Below are 23,368 nucleotides of genomic sequence, written 5' to 3'. Positions count from 1 at the left end.
TCTCAGCGCCACGCGCCCCAGAACGGCCACAGCACGATGGGGCCGTCCAAGATCAACCACTTCAGCAGATAGTTAGGTGAAGCTGCTCTGCGCCTTGATCCTCTTGCCCAGCAGGCTCACCCGCGGGATGTAGCGGAAAACGCGGTTGAGGCTGACGGCCTTGCTGATCACTCGCCGTTAAGCGCGTCGCCAAAAGAATGGCAGGGAAAGATTAGACGCCGCATCTGAGCAACTGCGACTTCGGCAGCAGCTCCACACCCGGATGCAAGGCAATGCCGGGCAGGACTTCGTCCAAAACCTGCAGGAAGGTAAAGGCCGCGGGGGACAAGGGCACGCCGTGGCGCGTAAAGACATAGATTTCCCGCCTGATGGCCGGCTCATCAATCAGGCGGTATGGCAATGCTTGCACAAAGGGGTGCGACGCCGCCAAGGCAGAAAGCACACAGGGGCCGATGCCCGCGCGGATCAAGCAAACCTGGGTGTCCAGATTGGTTACGACCACCCTGCTGTTCACATGCTGCCAAAGCTCAGGCTGAACGGCTCCCAACGCCGACATGATGCTGGAGTCAGCATCATCTTGCAGCAGCGGCAGTTCTCGCAATCCCTCTACCGTCAAGGGACCTTCCGGCAGCAGATAGCCAGGTGGAAACATCACGCCCAATCGGGCCGTAAGCAACAGACGCTTGTCCAAGGTCCTGCCGACCGAGTTGACGCAAGAAGCGATCCCCAAATCCACTTCCCCCGATGTGATGCGACGCAGCACCCCACCGCTCGTGTCATCCACAAGCCGCACATGTATGCCTGGAAAATCCTTTCTCAGCCGTTTGAGCACCTCCGGCAAAACGCAGGAGGCGAAAGCCATGCCGCAAGCGACTTGCACGCTGCCGCTGCTGCCTGCCGACTGCTCGCTGAGGTCGGACAGCGTCAACTCGAAATCATTGAGCAGGCGATGCGCATTCGGCAGGAAAGCATTGCCATGCGCGGTCAGCACCACTTTGCGTGTCGTCCGCTCAAACAACGATAGGCCGACAGCCTGTTCCAGTTCGCGAATGGTTTTGGTCAACGTGGACTGAGTCAGGCACAGATTCTTTGCCGCAATGGTGAAGCTCTCTACCTGGGCAACAGCCACGAAAGCCCGCAGGTGGCGTAGGGATACGGTCATGAGCCAAAGCTGAATTGATTGATATTGTTAATTCATTTTATACAGATAAAGCTGAAATGGAAGTCCATCCGGAGCCAGATGCTTTGAATGATTGACCAGATCAAGCAGGTTTGCAGATGAAATCTGGCAAGAAATACGATCTTGTCCGGCAAGAGCGGGATGAAATATTGCCAGAATAAAAATACAAACAGCATATAAAGCCAAAAATACGCGAATCCTCCGCGCGCAATGCCGTATCCGCCGCGCGGGCGCCAGCGACTACTTGAGCAAGTCCCCATCGGCGCCGGCCTCAACGGCACAGCGCGGCGCATCCCGTCCAGGATGGCTGGAAGCGAGAAAGCGCATGGGAACCGGGTTCTCACGCCTTCGTCATGCGCGTGGAAAACCCTCCCCGAATCCATCGTCCCTGATGTGGTGCCACGCAGCGCGTGCCCCGGCGTCGGCCACCAGACGCGTGTCGCGCCCGCCGGCACCTCCCCTTAGACCCGCTAACAAAACCCCTGATCCTGCGTTGCGCCTCCTTGTCGTACTACTTGTACTGCCTGCGTCGGCGCGCCTTGACTCAGGTACGCTGCGCGGTTTTGTTAGCGGCTCTTATCACCCGTTCCGACTGGCGGCCCCGTGCCGACTGGGTCGGGCACGGATGCCGCGTCATGGCATCCATTCGCTAGCTGCGCGATAGCCGCAACAACACCCGAGTCCAGGGGCGGATTCATGGGGAAATCGACTTAATCCATTCTATTAATTCATTTTACACCAAATGATATAAAGACGAAAATTACCCATTAACTTCAGTAACTTAGTTATTGATTGATCGGGTAATTTCGTAGATGGAACTGGGCGGTACAGAGGATTTGTCGAGGGTGAGCCTGACGAGATCAGGCGGCGAAAAGAAACTGCTTTCGATATTGCAGCAGGCGGAAGCATCCATTCCCACCGATAGTTCCCCTTGGTTTGGCAGGCCCTGCGACATGCCGCCAGCGCCAAACCTACATCTACTGCCCCCCTTGCTGTCTCTGCACGGTTCGTCTGATTTGCATGAGCGCACGACGCAGTTCCAGCGTTGGCTGAGCTTGGCGTTCGGAATCGCCGCACTGGCGCCGGGCTATTTTGCCCAGGCAGGGGCGCCACGCTACCCGGCCCCTGCCAGCAAGCAGGATGACGAAGCCGCGCGTCGCCCGCGACTGGCGGAAATCCGCGCAACAATCGATGCCTTGCCGCAACCGCCTTGGGTGGATAGCCCCAAACGATTCCTCGCCGGCAGCAGCGGGGGCGCCATCGCCGTGGCCCGCTGGCGTTGTCGCCGGTTTCTGGGCCGCCAGAACTGTCCCTGGACGTGCGAGGACAGCGATTTCGCGGGGCAAGCAAGCAATGGCTTCGGTCTGCCCCATCCTCAACGTTCTCTCCGGCGACGATCGCTATTCCGGCAAGCCCGGCGCGCCGAATCGAGGCCTGCCAGCGGATGCCTTCCGTCCCGCCACGCGCGCGGAGCGGGCGATCCTGCCTGATGCGCCTCGCCTTCCAGCACGACTCGCGGTCCCCCCATTCCTCAGGAAGCTGCTGTCGGAAACATTCTCATAACAAGACTCCCTCGAGGAGCCGCGCCGCGGCATGCCGCGGCATTTCACTAAGGGGAAGCTGACACCGTGGCCACGGCCATTTCGGGGTTTTCTTCACAATAAACAAAGAGATTCATCGGGACATGAAAACGTACCAACAAAAACAGGCTCCAGTAAAAGGACAGATCGCGCCTCCCCCACTGTTCAAAATCACCTCGCTGGCAGTGGCCGCTGCATTCTGCGTACCGCAACAAGCTCATGCGGCATGCTCCGGAAGCAGCACCGTCAGCTGTACCGGCAGCCTCAGCGGCAGCCTCAGCTACGGCAGCGGCACGAGCGAGATCGACCTCGTCAACGCCAACCTCAGCGGCACCGTCACCTGGAATAATCCGACCGGGCCCAGCGTCATCACGATCAGCGGCAGCACCCTGTCGACCAATACCGGCCAAGCCTTCTCCGTGAACAACGCCAATGGCGCGCTTAGCATGAGTCTCGACGCGGCGAGTCAAGTCACCAGCCCGAACAGCGGATCAGGCGCGGTTTCGCTCACGACCAGCACCAGCAATACCGGGGATATCCTGCTCAACAGCGCCGCCAGCGTCAGCGGCAAGGGCGGCCTGCTGACGTGGAACAACGGGAGCGGCTCCATCACGCTCAGCAATAGCGGATCGGTTGTCAGCAACAACCAGTCCGGGCTGGGCGCCACGACTGCGGCGGGCGGCTCCATCAGCATCACCAACGCGTCGGGCGGACAGACGCAGGCCAGCAATGGAAACGCCATCGATACGCACAGCAATGGCGCATCCGGCGACACCGTGATCGTCAACAACGGCAGCGCGATATCCACAGGCAACGCCTCCGGCATCAACAGCACCAGCAATGGCGGCAATATCGCCATCCAGAATAACGGCCAGGTCGTGGCCGGCGGAACCGCGATCACGGCAAGCAATACCGGCGCGGGAAACATCACCATCAACAGCAGCGGCACGATCAATCAGCCCGGCACCGCCGCTGCCGCGATCGGCGTGAACAGCAACGGCGGGCAGGTCGGCATTGATACCCGCGCCGGATCGGTCAATGGCAGCATCTTCGTCACCGCCAACAATGGCGGCGTGCAGGCGACGGTGGGCAATATAGCCAGCAACAGCAACGCCGTAGTGGTGACCTACACCGGCAGCAATGCCAACGCGGGCGGGGTATCGTTGAATACGGCAGCCGGCACCGATATCAGCACCTCATTTGCAGGCATCGCCGTTACCTCCCAGGGCAATAACGGCGGCATCAGCGTGACGACCAACGGCACGATAGGCGGCGCGCAAGCCGTCAGGAACGGCGTCATCGGCAGCATCACGGCCTCCGGCAACAATGCGGACGTGCAGATGCAGCTGAACAACACCGTCAACGCGGTGCGCACGGCCATCGCCGGCTCGACGGCGGGCAACGGGAATGTTTCCATCGTCAGCCAGGCCGCGTTGGCCAGCCAGCAAGGCCACGGCATCAGCGCAAGCTCGGCCGGCGGCAATGTCAGCGTGACCGCCAACGGCGCCGTCACCGGCGTCACCGCCATCCGCGGCAGTTCCGCCAGCGGCAACGTGGCGCTGACAGCCAATGCCAATACCACCGGCACCGGCGCCGTCGCCTTGAGCGGCAACCAGCTGTCCGGCGCGGCCTTGCAGGTCGCCAATGCGGTCCAGGCCACCGTGGACAATTACGCCAACGCGACGACCCAGAGCGTTTCGGTTGCAGCGGTGGACGTGAATGCCGGCAGCGCCATCGTCAACAACCATGCCGGCGCCCTGCTGGCGGGCGCCGGCGATTTCGCCATCAATGGCCGCAATGGGAACGTCACCGTCAACAACGACGGCACGATCACCGGCTACGTGACCTTGCAAGGCAGCGGCAATACCTTCAACAACAACTCTTCGCACTCCCTGGACCTGCGCAACTACGTCGCCGGCGTGCAAAACGTGGCCGTGGCGCAGATCAATGGCGTGTTCAACAACAACGCCGACGGCGTGCTGCGCGTGCTGGCGGTGAATGCGCCGCAAAGCGTCAATAACGCTGGCGCCTGGCAGACCGCCGGCAGCCAGCTGCCGGGCAATGGCGTGGTGCAAGGCCAGCTGACCGGCGTCAGCAACTTCAACAACCGCGGCACTATCACCCTGCAGAGCGCGGATATCGGCGCGGCGCAAGCCGTGGCGGGCAAGCTGCTGGTCATCACCGGCGGCCAAGCCGCAGGCGCCTCCGGCGGCGGCACCTACACCTCCAATGGCGGCCAGCTGCGTCTGGACGCGGTGCTGAACCAGGGCGGCGCGGCTAGCCTGAACGACATGCTGGTGGTAGACCGGACTGCGGTGGGCAGCGGCGGCGCCACCCGGGTGTCGGTGAACAATGTGGGAGGCCTGGGCGGCTACACCGGCAATGGCCCCAGCGACGGCATCGAGTTGATCAAGGTGCTGGATGCCGGCTACTCGGCCGCCAATGCGTTCTCCCTGGCGGCGCCGCTGGGGGCGGGAGCGTTCCAGTACAGCCTGCGTCAAGCGGATGGCCAGAACTGGTATCTGCAAACGACCGACCTGGTGCCGCTTGCCAAGGTGCAAGCCATGTTGCCGGTGGCGCTGAGCCAATACGGCCTGGATACGCTGGGCACGCTGTGGCAGCGGGTGGGAAGCCGCCGCTACCAGCCGCAGCAACAGGAGGAAGCCGGCCGGCCGGCGGTGTGGGTGCGCGCCGGCGGCCACCGCGGCTACACCGAAGGCAGCATCGCCGGCAACGGCTTCAGCTACGCCTCCTCGTACCAGTTGAACGACGACTTCATCGAAATCGGCGCCGACCGCCATTTGTGGCAAAGCGACAAGGGATCCTGGATCGGCAGCCTGTTCGGCAGCCATGGCAATGGCAGCATGAAGCTGCAAAATGGCGCGGATGGCCGCGCCGACCTCAGCAGCAACAGCCTGGGCTTGGCGGCGACCTGGTATGGCAATAACGGCTATTACCTGGACATGCTTGGCAAATGGAGCCGCATCGGCACCCGGCTGGCGGCCACCGGCGTGAATGGCAGCCCCGATAGCCGCAGCGCATTATTCAGCCTGGAAACCGGCTATCAGCGCGCCATCAGCCGCGACTGGAGCGTGGTTCCCCAACTGCAACTGGTCTGGCAGGACAACCGCCTGGATGGCTATACCGACTCCAACGGCGTCAAGCAGCAGGCCGACAATGACCGCAATCTGACGGGCCGTCTCGGCGTGGCCATGCGCTATGCCAAGCCCGAGGCGGAAGGACGCGGCCTCAACGGCTATATCAAGGCCGATCTGCTGCATAGCTTCCAGAACAGCGGCTTGGTGACGTTCAGCGGCACGCCTCTGGCGTTCCAGTCGTCCAGAAACAGCATGGAGCTGGGAGTGGGAGGAAACTGGAGCAATGCCAAGCGTACCGTGGATACATACGCGGAATTGAACTACCGCCACGCGCTGGGCGGCAACGCCGGCTACGCCGTGGGCGGCATGCTCGGCGCGCGCTACCACTGGTAATCTAGAACCTCGACAAAACCGTAGCCTGCAAACCGGGTCTTGGCTTCAGATGGAGCGGGGCCTTGATTTTGTCGATACCCTGACGGCTGCTTTCAGACTTGAAAGCAGCCTTTTTCATTGCAAGGCCGGCCTGTTTCCAAGCACGGCTTCATAAAGCCAGGGCCAGCGGCCAAGCCTCGCAACCGATTCAACGGCTGCAACCGGCCCGTCCTCAGCGCCAGGCACCCCAGAACAGCCACAGCATGATGGGGCCGCCGAGGATCAGCCACTTCAGCAGATAGTAGGTGAAGCGGCTCTGCGCCTTGATCTTCTTGCCGAACAGGCGCACCTGCTGGATGTAGCGGAAGGCGCGGTTCAACGCGCCGGTGCGGTCGCCGGCCTCGTTCGGCGAGTTGGCGGCGCCGACCAGCACCCGGCTGACGATGCGGTTGACCACGCGCGCCGGCCAGAACCACATCGGCCGCTCGACGTCGCAGAACAGGATGATGCGGTTCTGGTCGGTGGTGTTTTCGGCGTAGTGCAGATAGGTTTCGTCGAAGATCACCGCCTCGCCGTCGCGCCAGCTGTATTGCTGGCCGTCGACGTCGATATAGCAGCGGTCGTCGTTCGGCGTGATCAGGCCCAGATGGTAGCGCACCGAACCGGCGAACGGGTCGCGGTGGCGCACCAGGCGGCTGCCCGGCGGCAGCGCGGTGAACATCGCCGCCTTGATGTTGGGAAACTGTTTGAGCAGCTCGGTTGTGTACGGGCACAGCGCCTGCGCCGACGCGTGATCCTGGCCGTACCACTTCAGATAGAAACGCTTCCAGCCGGTCTTGAAGAAGGAGTTGAAGCCGAGATCGTCGTACTTGTCCGAAGCCTTGATGTTGCCGCGGTCGTACAGCGCCACCGCCTCTTCGCGGATCTTCTCCCAGTTCGCGGTCAGCGCCTGCAGCTCGGGAAAGCGCTCCACCGGCAGATAGGGCTTCGGCGGCACCTTGGAAAACAGATACATGAAGCAGTTGATCGGCGCCATGATGGTCGAGTGGTCGCTCAGCTGGCGCCAGAACCCCAGCCGCACGCGGCCGCGGAAATGGACGTATAGGGTGGACAGCACGAAAATGGCGACCACCGCGATCTTGGTATAAGGCATCGGGTACTCCTGCAAGACTAGCCCGACATTGTAGAACGATGCGGCCGTCAACGCAGGCCCGGGCGACAAAATTAATAATAAAGGTCAGTTGATCTGACCAAGAAATCCGGCTGGAATTCCCTGGCGCGACGCCCGCCGCCTGCGTTACCGGCGTACCGGAGCATTGAGTTTGTTCTTACTGAAACAATAAAATGCCAAGGACATTTTGTCGGATGCGGGTTTATACTGCGCCCAGCTTCGCGCCGATCGCGCGACCGGGCAGATGGCGACTGCCCCGCCCCCAAACCGAAACCCGCTCCCGGCAGACCGTCGGCGGTTTCACTGCAACGACGAGAGCCCGATGCCGTTTCAAAGCCTGCGCAATTTAAAGAACTGGATCGCGGCCGTCTTCAATCCGCCCTATCAGTTGTCGCTGTGCGAAATCGTGCCCGGCCTGGACGGCGGGGCCACCGTCTACGTGTTCAAGCAGTACGGCACTCACGACATCATCAAGCTGCGCCACCGCGACATCGTCGAAAACGTGCAGATCCTGTCGGCGATCAATCCCAAGGACCTGATCGGCATCGCGCTGTACGAGAACAGCCTGAAGGAAAGCGCCGGCGAATGCCGGGTCACCGAGGCGATACGCGGCAACCAGTACCGCATCGCCAATCACGGCCGCGAGGAGGTGTATTCGGGCGAGAGCATCTGCGGCAACATCGACCTCTTCCAGCGCCTGCCGCCGCACGAAATCTGCAAGATCGCCTACGAAACCGGCTTCAGCAAGGGACGCAAGGTTTCAGGCCAGCTGCGCACGCTGGCGGCGCAGGGCCGCGCCGAGGCGGGCGCCGAGACCGACAACGTGGTGCCGCTGCGCTCACGCAAATAAGCTGGCCACGCGGTAACCGTCGGCGTCGAAATGGAACAGGCGGTAGCCGGCCCTGTCGTCGATCTCGATATCGCAGGCGCCGTCTCGCCACTGGAAACAGGTGGCCGGCGCCACTTCCAGCGCGCAGCCGCGGTAGGACAGGCTGTGCGCGCCGTGCACATGGCCGCAGATCACCAGCGGCAGCCTGGCGGCGGTCGCCGCCCGCCAGAAGCGCGAGCTCTGCCTCAGCATGCAGTCGTCCAGCAGCGGCGTGCCCACCGCCAGCGGATGGTGGTGCAGCACCACCGCGGCCTTGCCGTTCCCGGCCGCGGCCAAACGCCTGCGCAGCAGTGTCAGCTCGGCTTCCGATATCTCGCCGGCGTCCTGCCCCGCGACGCAGCTGTCGACGCCGATGAAGGTCCAGCCGCCGAGCTCCACCGCGTCCAGCGGGCGCAGGAAAGCGTAGTCGGCGAACACCCGCTCCATCGTCGGCCGGACATCGTGGTTGCCGGCTATCCAGTACACCGGCAGACCGAGGCCGGCCAGCGCCTCGGCCGCCAGCCGGTACGAGCCTTCGGACTCGTCCTGCGACACGTCGCCGGTCAGCAGCACCGCGTCGGCGGCGTCGGGCCCCAGCGCCTTCACCGCCGCCAGCACCCTGTGCAGCGCGGCATGGGTGTCGCGGCCGAGCAGACGGCCGCCGCGCTCGGCGAACAGATGCAGATCGGTCAATTGCAGGATGTTCATGCGCGGGCCCTGCCGAAACGATTGCGCTCGACGCCGTCGCCGTTGTCGCGGAAGACCGTCAGCGGATTGTAGGAGACCTCCCAGTCGAAATAGTCGGTGCGCTCTATCTTCTTGATCACCGCCACCAGGTAGTAACCCAGCGGCAGCAGCAGCACCGACATGCACACCTTGTACGACCAGGTGGTGGCGATGATGTTGACCAGCTCGGCGCCGCTGTATTTCGACGACAGGCTGATCGGATAGGCGGTCAGCAGCAGCACCGCCTGCGCCAGCATCGAGGCGATCAGGTAGCGGACGAAGAAGAAGCGGCCGGCGAAAAATATCTTCAGCCTCGACACGATGAAGCCGTTGCAGAAATACGAGGCCGGCACCGAAATCCAGGTGCCCACCATCACCCGCCAGAATTCGTGGAACAGCTGATAATACTGCTTGGAAATGGCGTTGTTGTCCGGCTGGATCAGCGCGAAGGCGTTAAGGATCAGCACGAACAGCGTCTGGCAGATGACGATGATCCACACGGTGCGCCCGCCGAGCTTGTAGCCGTACACCTCGGTGGAAATGGTGGACAGCAGGTAGCACAAGGAAAACACGATGCCGCTGGCGGTGATTTTCAGGCTGTAGATATCCACCGTCTTGTACACCAGCGAATCGCAAACAATCATGATGGTGACCGTCAGGCCGACGATCAGGCCGTACAGGCGGAATTCGCTCATCGCGCGCCCCCCGACAAGGTCTTGATGGCCTTCAGCACCACCGCCAGCACCTGGTAGTTTTTATACAGCGAAGGCGCCATGTCGTTCAGCGCCGAAATCGACAGAAACAGCAAGAATTCCTCCTCCACGTATACCCGGCGCAGGCAAGGCGGGTTGTCGCCTATCCGCACCAACACGATATCGCCGTCCTGCGGCCGGCTTTCCCTGACCATGATGAACACCGTGCCCTGCGCATAATGCGGGTACAGCGTGTCGTTGTTGACCAGCACCGCGAACAGCGGTCGGCCGGCGTAACCGGCCACTTCGGCGCAGTAATGGCCCAGATCCGCGACGCCGGCGTCGATGAAGTCTCCCAAGCGGCCTATGCCGGTCAGCGGCATCGAAAAGACGGCCGGGCCGCGTTCCGCCGCGGCATCCAGATCGTCGGCGGTCAATTCGCCTATGCCCACCTGGAAATAGCGGGCGATCTCGCCCAGCGTGGAAAGCGTGGGATTACCGACGCCGCGCCGCAGATTATTGATGGTGGCGATGCCGAGGCCGGTTTCATCGCTCAGCCGCATCGCATCGACGCCATGCCTGCTCATCAGGCTGGCCAGATTGCGGGCGACCGCCGCCAGCAGGCTCCCATCCTCCTGCAGCCCCCTTTCCATGCCTTTCGCCATTCGCCTATCCCGAATATGGTTGAAACGGCCCTTTCCCGATATCGATGCCGCAACGCCGACTCCATCGGGAAAGCGCGATGCTGCGGTACCGGCTGATAACGGACCGCCAAATATAAAGCGGCGAAATCACCAGCGCAAACGAAAGCCAATTCCATATTCCCTAAATAAACGGGCGAATAAAATAAATGGAAATATATCTTGTTAGGACATTATCGAATTGAATCAATTCGCTTTCGTCAGCGTTTTCTCCATTGCCGCCTGCCGCATGATAATATAATATCGCCAAGCTACATTAAAATATTTACGCGACTCCCATCAGCGCGCGCACCGTCGATAACATCCGCCCTCCGAGGTCGATCCGCCATGCACAGCCAAAACGTCCCTGAATCCATTCGCGAAGACGAATTCGCGATCGACGTCATCAACGGAGAAAAAGTGCTGATCACGCTGCCGACCATTCTCGGCGGACGGGGCAGCGAGTGGGAGGGTTCGCCCATTTTCGGGCGGCATTACCTGATGGCCTTATTGCAGCGCGGCATGGAACACGACGTGCTGCAGCCGGCCGACATCCAGCGGCTGTTGAACCGCTGCCCGGCCCAGCGCTGAAAACCTGTTCGAAGTCTTACACGGCCGCGCATAAAAAAACCCCGGCGGAAGCGATTCCGCCGGGGTTGTTCATTGCCGCGCCGCCGTCTAGAACAGCTGGTCCTTGACGTTCTCCACCGCGTCCTGCGCGGCCGGCTTGCCGCCGTCGGTATCGGACTTCGGCGCGCTGGCGTCTTCGTCGCCGCCGGGCACGGAGCCCTGGTTGTCGATGTGCAGCTCCGGATTGGTCTTCTGGAACTCCTCGTAGTAGTACTCGTCGCCGCCGCGCTGGCCGGCGCCCGGCTTGACCACGATGCCCTGCGGCACCGGCAGTTCCACTTCCGGCTGGCCCTTCAGCGCATTGCCCATGTAGTTGATCCAGATCGGCAATGCCGCGGTGCCGCCGTAGCCGTAGCGGCCCAGCGAGCGCGGCTGGTCGAAGCCGACCCAGGTGGCCGCCACCAGATTGGGATTGAAGCCGACGAACCAGGCGTCCTTCCAGTCCGAGGTGGTGCCGGTCTTGCCGGCGAGGTCGGTACGGCCGAGGCTCATCGCGCGGAAGCCGGTGCCGTAGCGCACCACGTCGCCCAGCATCGAACGGACGATGAAGGCGTTGCGCGGGTCTATCGCCTGCTGGGCGTTCTGGCCGGCCACCGTGGGCACGGTCTTGGCCAGCACGCGGCCGGACTGGTCTTCGATGCGGTCGATGAAATAGGCCTTGGTGCGGTAGCCGCCGTTGGCGAAGACCGAATAGCCCTCCACCATCTGCAGCGGCGTCACCGAGCCGGCGCCGAGCGCCATCGGCAGATAGGCCGGGTGCTGCTTGGCGGAGAAACCGAAGCGCTGCAGGTACTGCTGGGCGTAGTCGGTGCCGACCGCCATCAGCACGCGCACCGACACCAGGTTCTTGGACCGGGTCAGGCCTTGCCGCAGGGTGATCATGCCGGAGAACTTGCCGTCGTCGTTCTTAGGCGTCCACAGCTGGCCGTTGACGCCCGGCACGGACAGCGGCGCGTCGTTGATCAGCGTCGACGGCGTGATGCCGCGCTCGATGCCGGCCGAATAGATGAATGGCTTGAACGACGAGCCGGGCTGACGCCAGGCCTGGGTCACGTGGTTGAAACTGCGACGGTTGAAGTCGAAGCCGCCGACCAGCGACTTGATCGCGCCGGTGCGGGTGTCCAGCGACACGAAGGCGCCCTCGACCTCGGGCATCTGCACGATCTCCCAGTAACCCTTGGCGTTGGCCTGCACGCGGATCACCGCGCCGCGGCGGATCTGCTGCTGGGCCGAGGCCTTGCCGCTCAGCGCGCGGCGGGCGAACTCCAGGCCCGGCCCCTTGATGACCGCGGTCTTGCCGCCGCGCATATAGGCGCGCACCTCGGACGGGCTGGCCGACAGCACGATGGCCGGCAGCATGTCGCCGCTGTCGCGCAGATCGCCCATCGCCTCGTCCAGCGCCTCGGTCAGGTCCTCGCCTTCGCCGGACGGCAGATCGAGCACGCTTTCCGGTCCGCGATAGCCCATCTTGCGGTCGTAATCGACCAGGCCGGCGCGCAAGGCGTCGTAGGCCCACTTCTGGTGGCGGCTGTCCAGCGTCGTGTACACCTTGAAGCCCTCGGTGTACGCGGCCTCCTTGTAACGCTCGTACATCGCCTGGCGTACCATTTCCGCAACATACTGGCCGGGCTGGCTGGTGTCGGCCGCCTGACTGGCCAGCTGCAATGGCTCGTTCAGCGCTTCATCATATTGCTGCTGGGTAATGAAGTTCAGCTCGCGCATCCGGCGCAACACATACTGCTGGCGCAGCTTGGCGCGGTCCGGGTTGACGATGGGGTTGTAGGCCGACGGCGCTTTCGGCAGGCCGGCCAGCATCGCCATCTGCGCGACGCTCAGCTGGTTCAGCGGCTTGCCGTAGTAGGCCTGCGCGGCGGCGGCGAAGCCATAGGCGCGCTGGCCCAGATAGATCTGGTTGAAGTAGAGCTCCAGAATCTGGTCCTTGCTCAGCGTGTGCTCGATCTTGAACGCCAGCAAGGCCTCGTTGAACTTGCGGGTGAAGGTCTTTTCGCTGGACAGGAAGAAGTTCTTCGCCACCTGCATCGTGATGGTGCTGGCGCCGGAACGGGCATGGCCGGACACCAGATTGCCGACGGCGGCGCGCATGATGCCGAGATAATCGATGCCGCTATGCTGATAGAAGCGCTCGTCCTCCGCGGCCAGAACCGCCTGCTTCATCAGCTGCGGCACTTCATGGATGCGGGAGAAGGAGCGGCGCTCCTCGCCGAACTCGCCCAACAGCTGGTTGTCGGCGGAATAGACGCGAAGCGGGATTTTTGGCCGGTAATCGGTGATTACATCAAGGCTTTGCAGTCGCGGGTAGGTTATGATGACAGCAATGGCTGCGGCGCCCGCCAGCAGTACCACGCCGCCAAGAAACACGCCTGCCAATATTGCAAGAAATCGTCTGAGCATATTTACGATGGGCTTTCACTGGAAACCGGATTATAACGTCTTGTGAAAGCCAACAAGACAAACAATGGCGGCAACAGTTCGAAATTCTGTTGCGAAGAGACGGGATTGAGGCGCAGATGCTATTCGACAAACTGAGGTTCGGACAGCCGTGGCTCGCACAACTGGGACTCGGGAAATCCCGCAACGCGCCGCTGCTGGGCTTGGATATCAGCAATACCGCGATCAAGCTGGTGGAACTGTCCAAAAACGGCAAGAACTACCAGGTCGAGCGCTATGTGATCGAGTCGCTGCCCAAGGACGCCGTCAACGACGGCAATCTGGTGGAGATCGACGGCATCGCCGAAGCGCTGCGGCACGCCTGGAAGCGGCTGGGCAGCCCGATACGCAGCGCCGCCATCGCCATTCCGACGCAGATGGCCATCTACAAGAAGCTGCTGGTGCCGGTCAGCCAGACCGAGGACCTCGACCAGATGCTGGAGTCCGAGGCCAACCAGATCATTCCGTTCCCGCTCGACGAGGTCAATCTCGACCACCAGGTGCTCGGCCCGTCGCCGTCCAGCATAGACGACCTGGAAGTGCTGCTGTGCGCCGCGCGCAAGGAGAAGGTCGAGGAGAGGGTGGCGGTGGTCGAGATGGCCGGCCTGCGCGCCCAGGTGGTCGACGTCGAGTCGTTCGCGATGATGACCGCCTTCGAGCAGATCCAGCAACAGCTGCCCGATCAGGGCATGAACCAGACTTTCGCGCTGTTCGACATCGGCGCCACCCGCATCCACTGCAACATCATCCGCAACAGCCAGCAGATCTACTATCGCGAGCAGGCCTTCGGCGGACACCAGCTGACGCGCGACATCCAGCGCCGCTACAACATCAGCTTCGACGAGGCCGAGAACGGCAAGCGCAGCATGGCGCTGCCCGACGGCTACGAGCCGGAGCTGATGCATCCGTTCATCGACTCGCTGGCCCAGGAGATCCAGCGCGCGCTGCAGTTCTTCTACACCACCGTCAGCGTGTCCCAGTACCTGCGCGTCGACTACATCCTGCTGGCAGGCGGCTGCAGCATGCTGCCCGGCCTCGACGACGCGGTGGCCGGCCGCACCCAGATCAGCACCATGATCGCCAATCCGTTCACCACCATGGTGCAGTCACCGACGATAAGGCTGAAGGAATTGTTGATGGACGCGCCTTCGTTGCTGATCGCCTGCGGCCTCGCACTCCGGAGGTTCGACTGAATGATACGGATCAACCTCCTCCCCCACCGCGAGCAGAAGAAGGCCGCCCACCGGCTGCGCTTCCAGCTGATGCTGGGCGCCACCGCCGCGGTCTCGCTGCTGCTGGTGATGGCGGCCTATCTGGTGCTGGACCACCAGGTCGCGCAGCAGGAGGCGCGCAACCAGTTTCTGCAGGCCGAGATCGGCAGGCTGGACGGCCAGATCAAGGACATCGGCAAGCTGAAGAAGCAGCGCGACGACCTGCTGGCGCGCAAGCAACTGGTGGAACGGCTGCAGGAAGGCCGCAACGAGGCCGTGCACCTGTTCGACCAACTGGTCCGCCAGACGCCGGACGGCGTCTATCTGCGCACCTTCAAGCAGACCGGCAACCAGGTCACGCTGACCGGCTACGCCCAGTCCGGCGCGCGCGTGTCCGGCTATATGCGCCAGCTCGGCCAATCGGAGAGCTTCGAGGCCCCGGTGCTGGTCGAGGTGTCGGCCACCATCGTCAACAACCAGCGCGTCAGCGCCTTCACCCTGAACGCCAGCCTGCGGCAGACCCCGGCCGCGCCGCCGGGCGGCAAACCACCGGGAGCCAAGCCATGACGCTGGACGAACTGCGCGCGCTCGACCCGAAGGACATGCCCAACTGGCCGCTGCAGGCGCAGGGTCTGATGCTGCTGTTGCTGTCGCTGCTGGTGATCGGGCTGGGGTATTTCTTCGTGCTCGGCGAACAGAACGAGCACCTGAACCAGGCGCGCCAGCACGAGGAGCAGCTGAAGCAGACCTTCATCGACAAGAAACGCCAGGCGGTCAACCTCGATGCGCTGCAGCAGCAGCTGAAGGAAATCGACGCGTCGTTCGGCGCGCTGCTGAAACAACTGCCGACCAAGTCCGACATGGACACCTTGCTGACCGAGATCAACCAGGCCGGCATCGGCCGAGGCCTGCAGTTCGATCTGTTCAAGCCCGGCACCGAGACGCGCTCGGCGGAAATGGCCGAAGTGCCGATCACCATCCGCCTGTCCGGCAGCTACAACGACCTGGCCGCCTTCGTCAACGACGTGGCCCAGCTGTCGCGCATCGTCACCATCAGCGACATCAGCCTCAATCCGAGCAACGGCAAGGACAACCGGTTGACCATGGACGCCACCGCCCACACCTACCGCGCGCTGGAGCCCAGCGAACGGGCGGGACTGGCGCCGGCGCCGGCCAAGTGAGGGGGCCGCCGCGATGAACAGACGACTGGTCCGACTGCTTCCCCTGGCGCTGCTGCTATGCGCCTGCGGCGGCCCCGGCACCGAAGACCTGAAGGCCTGGATGGTCACCAACAGCCAGGGGCTGCGCGGCCAGATCGAACCGTTGCCCCAGGTGCAGACCTACAAGCCGTTCACCTATCAGGCCTTCGACCTGATGGACCCGTTCAACGCGCAGAAGCTGCAGGCCGGCAAGACGCAGAATTCGGCCAACGCCCCGGACCTGAAGCGGCCGCGCGAAGCGCTGGAAAACTATGAGCTGGACAAGCTGGCCATGGTGGGCACGCTCAGACGCGGCAATGCGATGTACGCGCTGATCCGCACGCCGGAAGGCTCGATCTACCGGGTGCAGACCGGCAACTACATCGGTCCCAATTTCGGCAAGGTCACCGCCATCGACGAATCCCAAGTCATGCTTTCCGAAACCGTCGAAGACCTGAATGGGGAATGGGTGCAACGCGACAGCAGCCTGCATCTCGACGAACAAGGGCAGAACAAATGAACAAGTTTTCCATCGCATTGCTGGGCGGGCTGGCGCTGGGCCTGGCAGCGGAAGCCGCGTCGGCGGGGCCGGCCATCACCGCGATAGAGATGGGCAAGGTGGACGGCAACCAGCAGACGGTTCAGATCACCTTCGACGGGCCGGCGGTGCGGCCCAACAGCTTCGCCATGTCCAATCCGCCGCGCATCGCGCTGGACTTCGCCGACACCGGCGTCAAGCTGGCCAAGCCTGCGGTCAACATCGACAGCGCGCTGGTGCGGTCGGCCGTCGCCGTCGAGGCCACCGGCCGCTCGCGGCTGGTGCTCAGCCTGGCGCGCAACGCCTCCTACCGCAGCGTGCTCAGCGGCAACAAGCTGCTGCTGACGCTGGACGGCTCGTTGTCGCCGGGCCAGGGGGCCACGCCGGTCGAGCAGCTGCCGCTGCAGAACCCGGCGTCGCCGATGGTCGGCGCGTCGACGGACGCCAGCCTGGACTTCCGCCGCGGCCGCAACGGCGAGGGCCAGGTGGCGCTGACGCTGCCCGCCCCCAACACCCCGGTCGACATCCGCCGCGACGGCAAGAACCTGGTGGTGAACGTCATCGGCGCCGCGCTGCCGCGCCAGCAGGTGCGCCGGCTCGACGTCACCGACTTCGGCACGCCGGTGGCCAAGGTGGACGCCGTCAACCAGGGCAACAACATCCGGCTGCTGATCATGCCGCAGGGCGACTGGGACTACTCCTCGTACCAGACCGACGGCAAGCTGGTGATCGAGGTGCGCCGCCCGTCGACGGACCTGGTCGCCGACACCGGCAGCGGCAAGCCGCAGTACAAGGGCGACAAGCTGTCGCTGAACTTCCAGAACATCGAAGTGCGCACCGTGCTGCAGGTGATCGCCGAATTCACCGGGCTCAACATCGTCACCAGCGACTCGGTCAGCGGCAATATCACGCTGCGGCTGAAGGACGTGCCCTGGGACCAGGCGCTGGACCTGATCCTGCAGACCAAGGGCCTGGACCAGCGCCGCAACGGCAACATCATACAGATCGCCCCGCGCGACGAACTCCTGGCGCGCGACAAGCAGCTGCAGGAAGCGCGCCAGCAACTGGCGACGCTGGAGCCGCTGCGCTCGGAAACCTTCGTGCTGCGCTACCGCTCGGCCGAGGACTTCAAGAAGGTGCTGGACGGCGACAACACCTCCGGCAAGAAGGAGAGCCTGCTGTCGGAGCGCGGCAGCGTGCTGATCGACCCGAAGACCAATACGGTGATCGTCAACGACATCGGCACCGTGATCGACAAGCTGCGCGACATCATCGCCAAGACCGACATCCCGGTGAAGCAGGTGCTGATCGAGGCGCGCATCGTCGAAGCCACCGACAACTGGGAACGCGATCTCGGCGTGCGCCTCGCCTACGAGCGCGTGGGCAGCACCGGCCTGTTAAGCGGCAGCGGCCTCGCCAACTCCATCACCAACGCCAACGGCCGCATTCCGCCGGTGAAGTCGGCGACGCCTACGCCGTACGCGGTGACGCCGGGCGTCAACCTGCCGATCAGCAACCCGGCCGGCTCGCTGACCGCGCTGTACAGCGTCGGCCAGTCCGGCATCATCGGCCTGGAGCTGCAGGCGCTGCAGGCCGAGGACAAGGGCCGCATCATCTCCAGCCCGCGGGTGATGACCTCGGACCGGCAGGAGGCCACCGTCGAGCAGGGCACCGAAATCCCCTACCAGGAGGCCAGCTCCAGCGGCGCCACCTCGGTATCGTTCAAGAAGGCGGTGCTGAGCCTGAAGGTGAAGCCGCAGATCACGCCGGACAACCACGTGCTGCTGGACGTCACCGTCAACAAGGACTCCGCCAACTTCCAGCAGACGGTCAACGGCACGCCGTCGCTGACCACGGAGATGATCGTCACCCAGGTGCTGGTCGACAACGGCGGCACCGTGGTGATAGGCGGCATCTACCAGCAGCAGCTGGACAATGTGACCAACAAGGTGCCGCTGCTCGGCGACATACCGTTGCTGGGCGCGCTGTTCCGCAGCACGCAGAAGGTGGACAAACGCAGCGAACTGCTGATCTTCATCACGCCCAAAGTGGTCAACGACCTGATCGCCGCCGGCAGCTGACGGGGCCAAGACAGAGCCGACGGCTATCGGCTACAATGCCTGCCATGGAGAAATTGGCAGGCAACTTTTTTCTGGTCGGCCTGATGGGCGCGGGCAAGACCACGGTGGGCAGGGCGCTGGCGCGCCGCACCGGCAAGACGTTCTACGATTCCGACCAGGAAATCGAGGCGCGCACCGGCGTGCGCGTGGCCACCATCTTCGACATCGAGGGCGAACTGCGCTTTCGCAATCGCGAGGCCTGCGTCATCCTAGACCTGGCCCGCCAGCAGGACATCGTGCTGGCCACCGGCGGCGGCGCCGTGCTGCGCGAGGAGAACCGCCAGGTGCTGGCGCGCTACGGCACCGTCATCTATCTGCGCGCCGCCATCGACGATCTGCTGGCCCGCACCCAGCACGACAAGAACCGCCCGCTGCTGCAGATCGCCGACCCGCGCGCCAAGCTGGAAACGCTGTTCAACGAACGCGATCCGCTATACCGCGAAATCGCCGACATCATCGTCGACACCACCCAACAGAACGTCAACCTGCTGGTCGCCCGCCTGGTGGACCAGTTGCAGGCTCGCCATCCAAGCCAAGGAAGCTGATTCGTGATCACCCTCGACCTGATCCTGCCCGATACCCGATACCCGATACATATTGGCCATGGATTGCTGGAACAGGTCGATCTGCTGCTGCCCCACCTGCCGCTGCCGAAAGCGGCCATCGTCAGCAATGAAACCGTCGCCCCGCTCTACCTGGCCCGGCTGCAACAGGCGCTGGAAGCCCGCGGCGTGTCCTGCGTCGCCGTGACGCTGCCCGACGGCGAGGTCCACAAGGACTGGCAGACGCTGAACCTGATCTTCGACGCACTGCTGTCCGGCAACGCCGAGCGCAAGACCACGCTGATCGCGCTGGGCGGCGGCGTCATCGGCGACATGACCGGCTTCGCCGCCGCCTGCTACCAGCGCGGCGCGCCCTTCATCCAGATTCCCACCACGCTGCTGGCGCAGGTGGATTCGTCGGTCGGCGGCAAGACCGCGATCAACCATCCGCTCGGCAAGAACATGATAGGCGCCTTCTACCAACCGAAAGCGGTGATCGCCGACATGGACCTGCTCGCGACGCTGCCGGAACGCGAGCTGTCGGCCGGCCTGGCCGAGGTGATCAAGTACGGCCTGCTCGGCGACGCCGACTTCCTGGCCTGGCTGGAGGACAATATGGCCGCGCTGCGCGCCCGCGACAGCGCGGCCTTGCAATACGCGGTGAAACGCAGCTGCGAAATGAAGGCCGCCATCGTCGCCGAGGACGAGAAGGAAAACGGCGTGCGCGCGCTGCTGAACCTGGGCCACACCTTCGGCCACGCGATCGAGGCCGGCCTCGGCTTCGGCGTCTGGCTGCACGGCGAGGCCGTCGCCGCCGGCATGGTGCTGGCCGCCGCCGCGTCGGCCGAGCTGGGCTGGCTGTCCGCCGCCGACGTCGACCGGGTGAGAACGCTGATCGCCGCCGCCGGCCTGCCGGTCCGTGCGCCGCAGATGCCCGTCGAGCAATGGCTGCGCCTGATGGCGCACGACAAGAAAGTGGAGGCCGGCACGATACGCTACGTGCTGCTGCGCGAACTGGGCCGGGCGGTGATCCAGCCCGGCCTGGCGCCCGAACTGCTGGAGCGGACGTTGCGGGCGAACAACTGATTCCGGGCTGCCGGGCGGCTTACGGATTTATACGGATTGCCAAGCCGCCCTCCTCGTCAGAATAATCAACAGACTACATAAGATGTTGTACCACCGAGGGGGAGAAACAGAATGGATGTTTTTACGGCACTGGCCAGCAGCTTGGCCCTGATGCTTGTCTACTATTCCTTGCGCCAGTTCTGGCGACGCCTGCGATACACCAAGCCGACCCATCGCGGCATTGATCCGGTGGGGGAAGCCGAAGTCTACCTCGCCTACGGCCGCACCCGCGAAGCGGTGCGGGTCCTGAAGGATTCCCTGAAAGACGACCCCGACAATCTGCACGCCAAGGTGGCCCTGCTGCGCGTCTACTCGCGGGACAGGAACCGCAAGGCCTACGCGCTTTTGGCCCGCGACGTGCGGGAACAGGTGCAGGGACAGCCGGTATGGCGCACCATCCAGGAGAACGGCCGCCAACTGGACCCGCAGGATCCGTTGTTCTCGATGGAGCTGTAACGCTCCGCCAAAGACAAAAGGCCGCAATCGCGGCCTTTTGTCGTTCGGGCGGGCGCTCAGGCCTCGTCCTGCTCGCGGAACTGCAGGCTGTGCAGACGGGCGTACAGGCCGCCCCTGGCCAGCAGCTCCTGGTGCCTGCCCTGCTCGGCCAGCCGCCCCTGGTGCATGACCACGATGCGGTCGGCGTTCTCTATCGTCGACAGCCGGTGGGCGATGACGATGGTGGTGCGGTTCTGCATCAGGTTTTCCAGCGCCGCCTGCACCAGCCGTTCCGATTGGGTGTCCAGCGCCGAGGTCGCCTCGTCCAGGATCAGCAGCGGGGCGTTCTTCAGCAAGGCGCGGGCGATGGCCAGCCGCTGCCGCTGCCCGCCGGACAGCCGCACGCCGTTCTCGCCTATCATGGTGTCGAAGCCTTCCGGCATCGCCTCGATGAACTCCAGCGCATTGGCGGCGCGCGCCGCCGCGACGATCTCCTCCCGCGGGACCCGGCCCTGCCGGCCATAGGCGATGTTGGCGGCCACGCTGTCGTTGAACAGCTGCACGTCCTGGCTGACCAGCGCGATGTGGCCGCGCAGATCGGCCAGCGGGATGTCGGTCAGCGGCACGCCGTCCAGCAGCAGGCGGCCGGCGTCGGGCTCGTAGAAGCGCGGAACCAGGCTGACCAGCGTGGTCTTGCCGCTGCCGGACGATCCGACCAAGGCCACCGTCTCGCCGGCCCGCACCGTCAGCTCGATGTCCTGCAGCGCGATGCGCTCCGAACCCGGATAGCGGAAGGAGACGCCGTCGAAAGCCAGCTCGCCGCGGGTCTGCGGCATCAGGCGCCGGCCATGGTCGGGCTCCTCCGGGGTATCCAGGAACGCGAACACCGACTCGGCGGCCGCCAGGCCGCGCTGCATCGCCTGCGACACGCCGGTGATGCGCTTGATCGGCGCGAACAGCCCCATCATCGAGGTCAGGAAGGTCATGAAGCCGCCGGCGCTGAAATTGCCGTGCTGGGCGCGCAAGGCGGCGAAATACAGGATGGCCGCCAGCGCGCAGGCGATCAGCAACTGGGTGATCCCGGTGCTGGCCGAGCTGGCGGCGCTCTGCTTGACCTGGTTGCGCCGCAGGGACTCGGCCGAGTGGTTGAAACGGGCGATCTCCTGCCCTTCCCCGCCGTACACCTTGACCACGCGCTGGCCGTCTATGCTCTCGCCCAGTATCTGGGTCATCTGCGCCATGCTCTGCTGGTTTTCACGCGCCAGGCCGCGCAGCCGCTTGCCGACCACCCGCATGCACCACGTCACCGCCGGCATCACCACCAGGCAGATCAATGTCAGCTGCCAGTCTATCCACAACAGCAGGCTCAGCAGGGACAAGGCGGTGACGCCGTCCCGCACGGTGACGGTGATCACGTTGAAGCCGGCCTCGGTGACCTGATTGACATCGTAGGCGATGCGCGACATCAGCCGGCCCGACTGGTGTTCGTCGTAATAAGGCACCGGCAGGCGGACCAGCTTGGCGAACATCTGCTGGCGCAAGGTCTGCACCAGATGGCCGGTCAGCCAGCTGGCGGAGTATTCGTTGACGAAGCTGGTCAGGCCTCGCACCAGGAAGACGCCGACGATGGCCATCGGCACCCAGACCATGGTATGCGGGTCCTTGTTGACGAAGCCGCCGTCGATCAGCGGCTTCATCAGCCACGCCAGCGCCGGCTCGGTCAGCGCCGCCAGCATCATCGACAGCACCGACAACAGCAGGACCTGCCAATAGCCGAGCAGGTAGCCCAGCAGCCGCCTATAGACTTTCCAGTTGTATTGGAGAGAGTGCTTGACCATCTAGTATCCTATTCCGATCGACCGACGGCCATGGCCGGGCACAATTCCAGCCACGTCGCCCCCTCGTCCAGCGCCGACGCCAGGTTCTGGCAAAGTTCGGCCTTCTGCTGGAAAACATTGTTATAGCTGATATTGCCGATATGGAACCAGCTGTTGTCTATCATCTCGACTTTGGCCAGCGCGCCGCTCAGCGGATCGGCCACTTCCGGGAAGGCCCGGTCCGCCATCTTCAGTTGCTCACGCGGCAGCGTCCGGTACACCGGACGCCAATTGCGTCCGCCGGTATCCAGGCCATTGGAAAAATCATACAAGAAGTTCAGCGCACGATTTTCGACGAAAGCGCCGTCGAAAGCGCAGTAGCCGGCCCATAGCTGCCAGGCCCATTCGCTGACGTTGGGCAGGCCGTACACCGGCTGCGCCGCCAGCGGACGGAAGCACGAGCTGTCCAGCACCGGTATCATGTCGTGGTCGATGAAGGCGAAATGCGCCGGCCGCAGTTCCCGGACCACATTATGGTAGATCCAGTTCATCGCGAAACCATGCGAGCGGTTCACGTGACGGGTGGGATTCGCCGGCAGGCCCAGATAGGGCACCTCGTTGGCGCGGCACACGTCGGCGATCTGGCGTCGCATCTCGGGACGCCTGGAATTGTCGAACACCAGCAGGCGCATGTCGGACAGATGGACGCGCGCCATCTTCAGCTGCCAGTTCAGCGCCCACGGCTGCTCGAAAGCCACCACCAGGCCCAGGCCCTGCGCCTGGCCGGCCAATCCGTCGAGAAAGGACGCTTGCCCCTCGGCGCGCAGCGACTGGTAATGGCGCTGCCAGATATCGTTGCGCCATTGCTTCAAGGCGTCTTGGCAGGGCTGCAGACGCAGCCACTCGCCAACGGTGAATTGTGCTAGATCACGCATG

General features: G+C 63.8%; 19 protein-coding genes. 11 read left to right on the top strand and 8 right to left on the bottom strand.

Annotation, left to right across the window (positions count from 1 at the left end):
- Positions 1 to 211 precede the first annotated feature (211 nt).
- A complete protein-coding gene (locus tag WNM05_RS03960; RefSeq protein ID WP_434632699.1) occupies positions 212 to 1,162 on the bottom strand; it encodes a LysR family transcriptional regulator in 951 nt (316 codons plus the stop codon).
- 1,702 nt (positions 1,163 to 2,864) lie between these two features.
- Here WNM05_RS03960 and WNM05_RS03955 point away from each other — a divergent pair.
- A complete protein-coding gene (locus tag WNM05_RS03955) occupies positions 2,865 to 6,251 on the top strand; it encodes an autotransporter outer membrane beta-barrel domain-containing protein (protein WP_434632697.1) in 3,387 nt (1,128 codons plus the stop codon).
- Positions 6,252 to 6,462: 211 nt separating this feature from the next.
- On the opposite strand, the gene lpxO is transcribed toward WNM05_RS03955, so the two are convergent.
- Positions 6,463 to 7,383, bottom strand: a complete 921-nt coding sequence (gene lpxO, locus WNM05_RS03950; protein WP_434632695.1) for a lipid A hydroxylase LpxO — start codon at positions 7,381 to 7,383, stop codon at positions 6,463 to 6,465.
- Between the two features lie 340 nt (positions 7,384 to 7,723).
- Here lpxO and WNM05_RS03945 point away from each other — a divergent pair, with 340 nt between their 5' ends.
- Positions 7,724 to 8,251, top strand: coding sequence for a hypothetical protein (locus tag WNM05_RS03945; protein WP_434632693.1), 528 nt, complete (start codon positions 7,724 to 7,726; stop codon positions 8,249 to 8,251).
- Here the strand turns inward: WNM05_RS03945 and WNM05_RS03940 are convergent.
- Genes WNM05_RS03940 through WNM05_RS03930 form a run of 3 tightly spaced genes read right to left on the bottom strand, consistent with a single transcriptional unit; the run spans position 8,240 to position 10,352 of the window.
- Positions 8,240 to 8,977 (bottom strand): metallophosphoesterase, encoded by a 738-nt coding sequence (locus tag WNM05_RS03940; protein ID WP_434632691.1) that lies wholly within the window; start codon positions 8,975 to 8,977, stop codon positions 8,240 to 8,242. The genes WNM05_RS03945 and WNM05_RS03940 overlap by 12 nt on opposite strands.
- Positions 8,974 to 9,690 (bottom strand): VUT family protein, encoded by a 717-nt coding sequence (locus WNM05_RS03935; protein ID WP_434632689.1) that lies wholly within the window; start codon positions 9,688 to 9,690, stop codon positions 8,974 to 8,976. The genes WNM05_RS03940 and WNM05_RS03935 overlap by 4 nt, the downstream gene beginning before the upstream one ends.
- Positions 9,687 to 10,352, bottom strand: coding sequence for a helix-turn-helix domain-containing protein (locus WNM05_RS03930; protein ID WP_434632688.1), 666 nt, complete (start codon positions 10,350 to 10,352; stop codon positions 9,687 to 9,689). Before WNM05_RS03930 ends, WNM05_RS03935 begins: the two co-directional genes overlap by 4 nt.
- 363 nt (positions 10,353 to 10,715) lie before the next feature.
- Between WNM05_RS03930 and WNM05_RS03925 the strand changes: the two genes are divergently transcribed.
- Positions 10,716 to 10,958: a hypothetical protein gene (locus tag WNM05_RS03925; protein ID WP_434632686.1), complete on the top strand. Its 243-nt coding sequence runs from the start codon at positions 10,716 to 10,718 to the stop codon at positions 10,956 to 10,958.
- An 87-nt stretch (positions 10,959 to 11,045) separates the two neighbouring features.
- Here WNM05_RS03925 and WNM05_RS03920 read toward each other — a convergent pair whose 3' ends face one another.
- Positions 11,046 to 13,409, bottom strand: coding sequence for a penicillin-binding protein 1A (locus WNM05_RS03920; protein WP_434632685.1), 2,364 nt, complete (start codon positions 13,407 to 13,409; stop codon positions 11,046 to 11,048).
- Between the two features lie 116 nt (positions 13,410 to 13,525).
- Here WNM05_RS03920 and WNM05_RS03915 point away from each other — a divergent pair, with 116 nt between their 5' ends.
- The 8 genes from WNM05_RS03915 (at position 13,526) to WNM05_RS03880 (ending at position 20,636) form a co-directional block, all read left to right on the top strand.
- Entirely contained in the window at positions 13,526 to 14,638 is a 1,113-nt protein-coding gene (locus WNM05_RS03915; RefSeq protein WP_434632683.1) for a pilus assembly protein PilM, read from the top strand.
- Positions 14,639 to 15,223 (top strand): PilN domain-containing protein, encoded by a 585-nt coding sequence (locus tag WNM05_RS03910; RefSeq protein WP_434632682.1) that lies wholly within the window; start codon positions 14,639 to 14,641, stop codon positions 15,221 to 15,223. It abuts the gene before it with no gap.
- Positions 15,220 to 15,837, top strand: coding sequence for a type 4a pilus biogenesis protein PilO (locus tag WNM05_RS03905; protein ID WP_434632680.1), 618 nt, complete (start codon positions 15,220 to 15,222; stop codon positions 15,835 to 15,837). Before WNM05_RS03910 ends, WNM05_RS03905 begins: the two co-directional genes overlap by 4 nt.
- Before the next feature lie 13 nt (positions 15,838 to 15,850).
- Positions 15,851 to 16,375, top strand: coding sequence for a pilus assembly protein PilP (locus WNM05_RS03900; protein WP_434632678.1), 525 nt, complete (start codon positions 15,851 to 15,853; stop codon positions 16,373 to 16,375).
- The gene (gene pilQ / locus WNM05_RS03895; RefSeq protein WP_434632676.1) at positions 16,372 to 18,474 is read left to right on the top strand and encodes a type IV pilus secretin PilQ; all 2,103 of its coding nucleotides are present in this window, start codon (positions 16,372 to 16,374) and stop codon (positions 18,472 to 18,474) included. Before WNM05_RS03900 ends, pilQ begins: the two co-directional genes overlap by 4 nt.
- A gap of 35 nt (positions 18,475 to 18,509) precedes the next feature.
- Positions 18,510 to 19,058 (top strand): shikimate kinase AroK, encoded by a 549-nt coding sequence (gene aroK / locus WNM05_RS03890; RefSeq protein ID WP_434632674.1) that lies wholly within the window; start codon positions 18,510 to 18,512, stop codon positions 19,056 to 19,058.
- A gap of 3 nt (positions 19,059 to 19,061) precedes the next feature.
- The gene (gene aroB / locus WNM05_RS03885) at positions 19,062 to 20,141 is read left to right on the top strand and encodes a 3-dehydroquinate synthase (protein ID WP_434632673.1); all 1,080 of its coding nucleotides are present in this window, start codon (positions 19,062 to 19,064) and stop codon (positions 20,139 to 20,141) included.
- Positions 20,142 to 20,252: 111 nt separating this feature from the next.
- On the top strand, positions 20,253 to 20,636 hold the full coding sequence (locus WNM05_RS03880; RefSeq protein ID WP_434632672.1) for a type IV pilus assembly protein FimV: 384 nt from the start codon (positions 20,253 to 20,255) through the stop codon (positions 20,634 to 20,636).
- A gap of 56 nt (positions 20,637 to 20,692) precedes the next feature.
- Here the strand turns inward: WNM05_RS03880 and msbA are convergent, their stop codons facing one another.
- Positions 20,693 to 22,453 carry a lipid A export permease/ATP-binding protein MsbA gene (gene msbA, locus WNM05_RS03875; protein ID WP_434632671.1) on the bottom strand — a complete coding sequence of 587 codons (1,761 nt, stop codon included), beginning with the start codon at positions 22,451 to 22,453 and terminating at the stop codon, positions 20,693 to 20,695.
- 8 nt (positions 22,454 to 22,461) lie between these two features.
- On the bottom strand, positions 22,462 to 23,367 hold the full coding sequence (locus WNM05_RS03870) for a hypothetical protein (protein WP_434632670.1): 906 nt from the start codon (positions 23,365 to 23,367) through the stop codon (positions 22,462 to 22,464).
- Between the last annotated feature and the right edge of the window lies 1 nt (position 23,368).

Source organism: Chromobacterium sp. CV08 (assembly GCF_051129845.1).
GTDB lineage: Bacteria > Pseudomonadota > Gammaproteobacteria > Burkholderiales > Chromobacteriaceae > Chromobacterium.
Note: the sequence above shows the minus strand (reverse complement) of the source record. Positions and strands in the feature narration are given on the sequence as shown.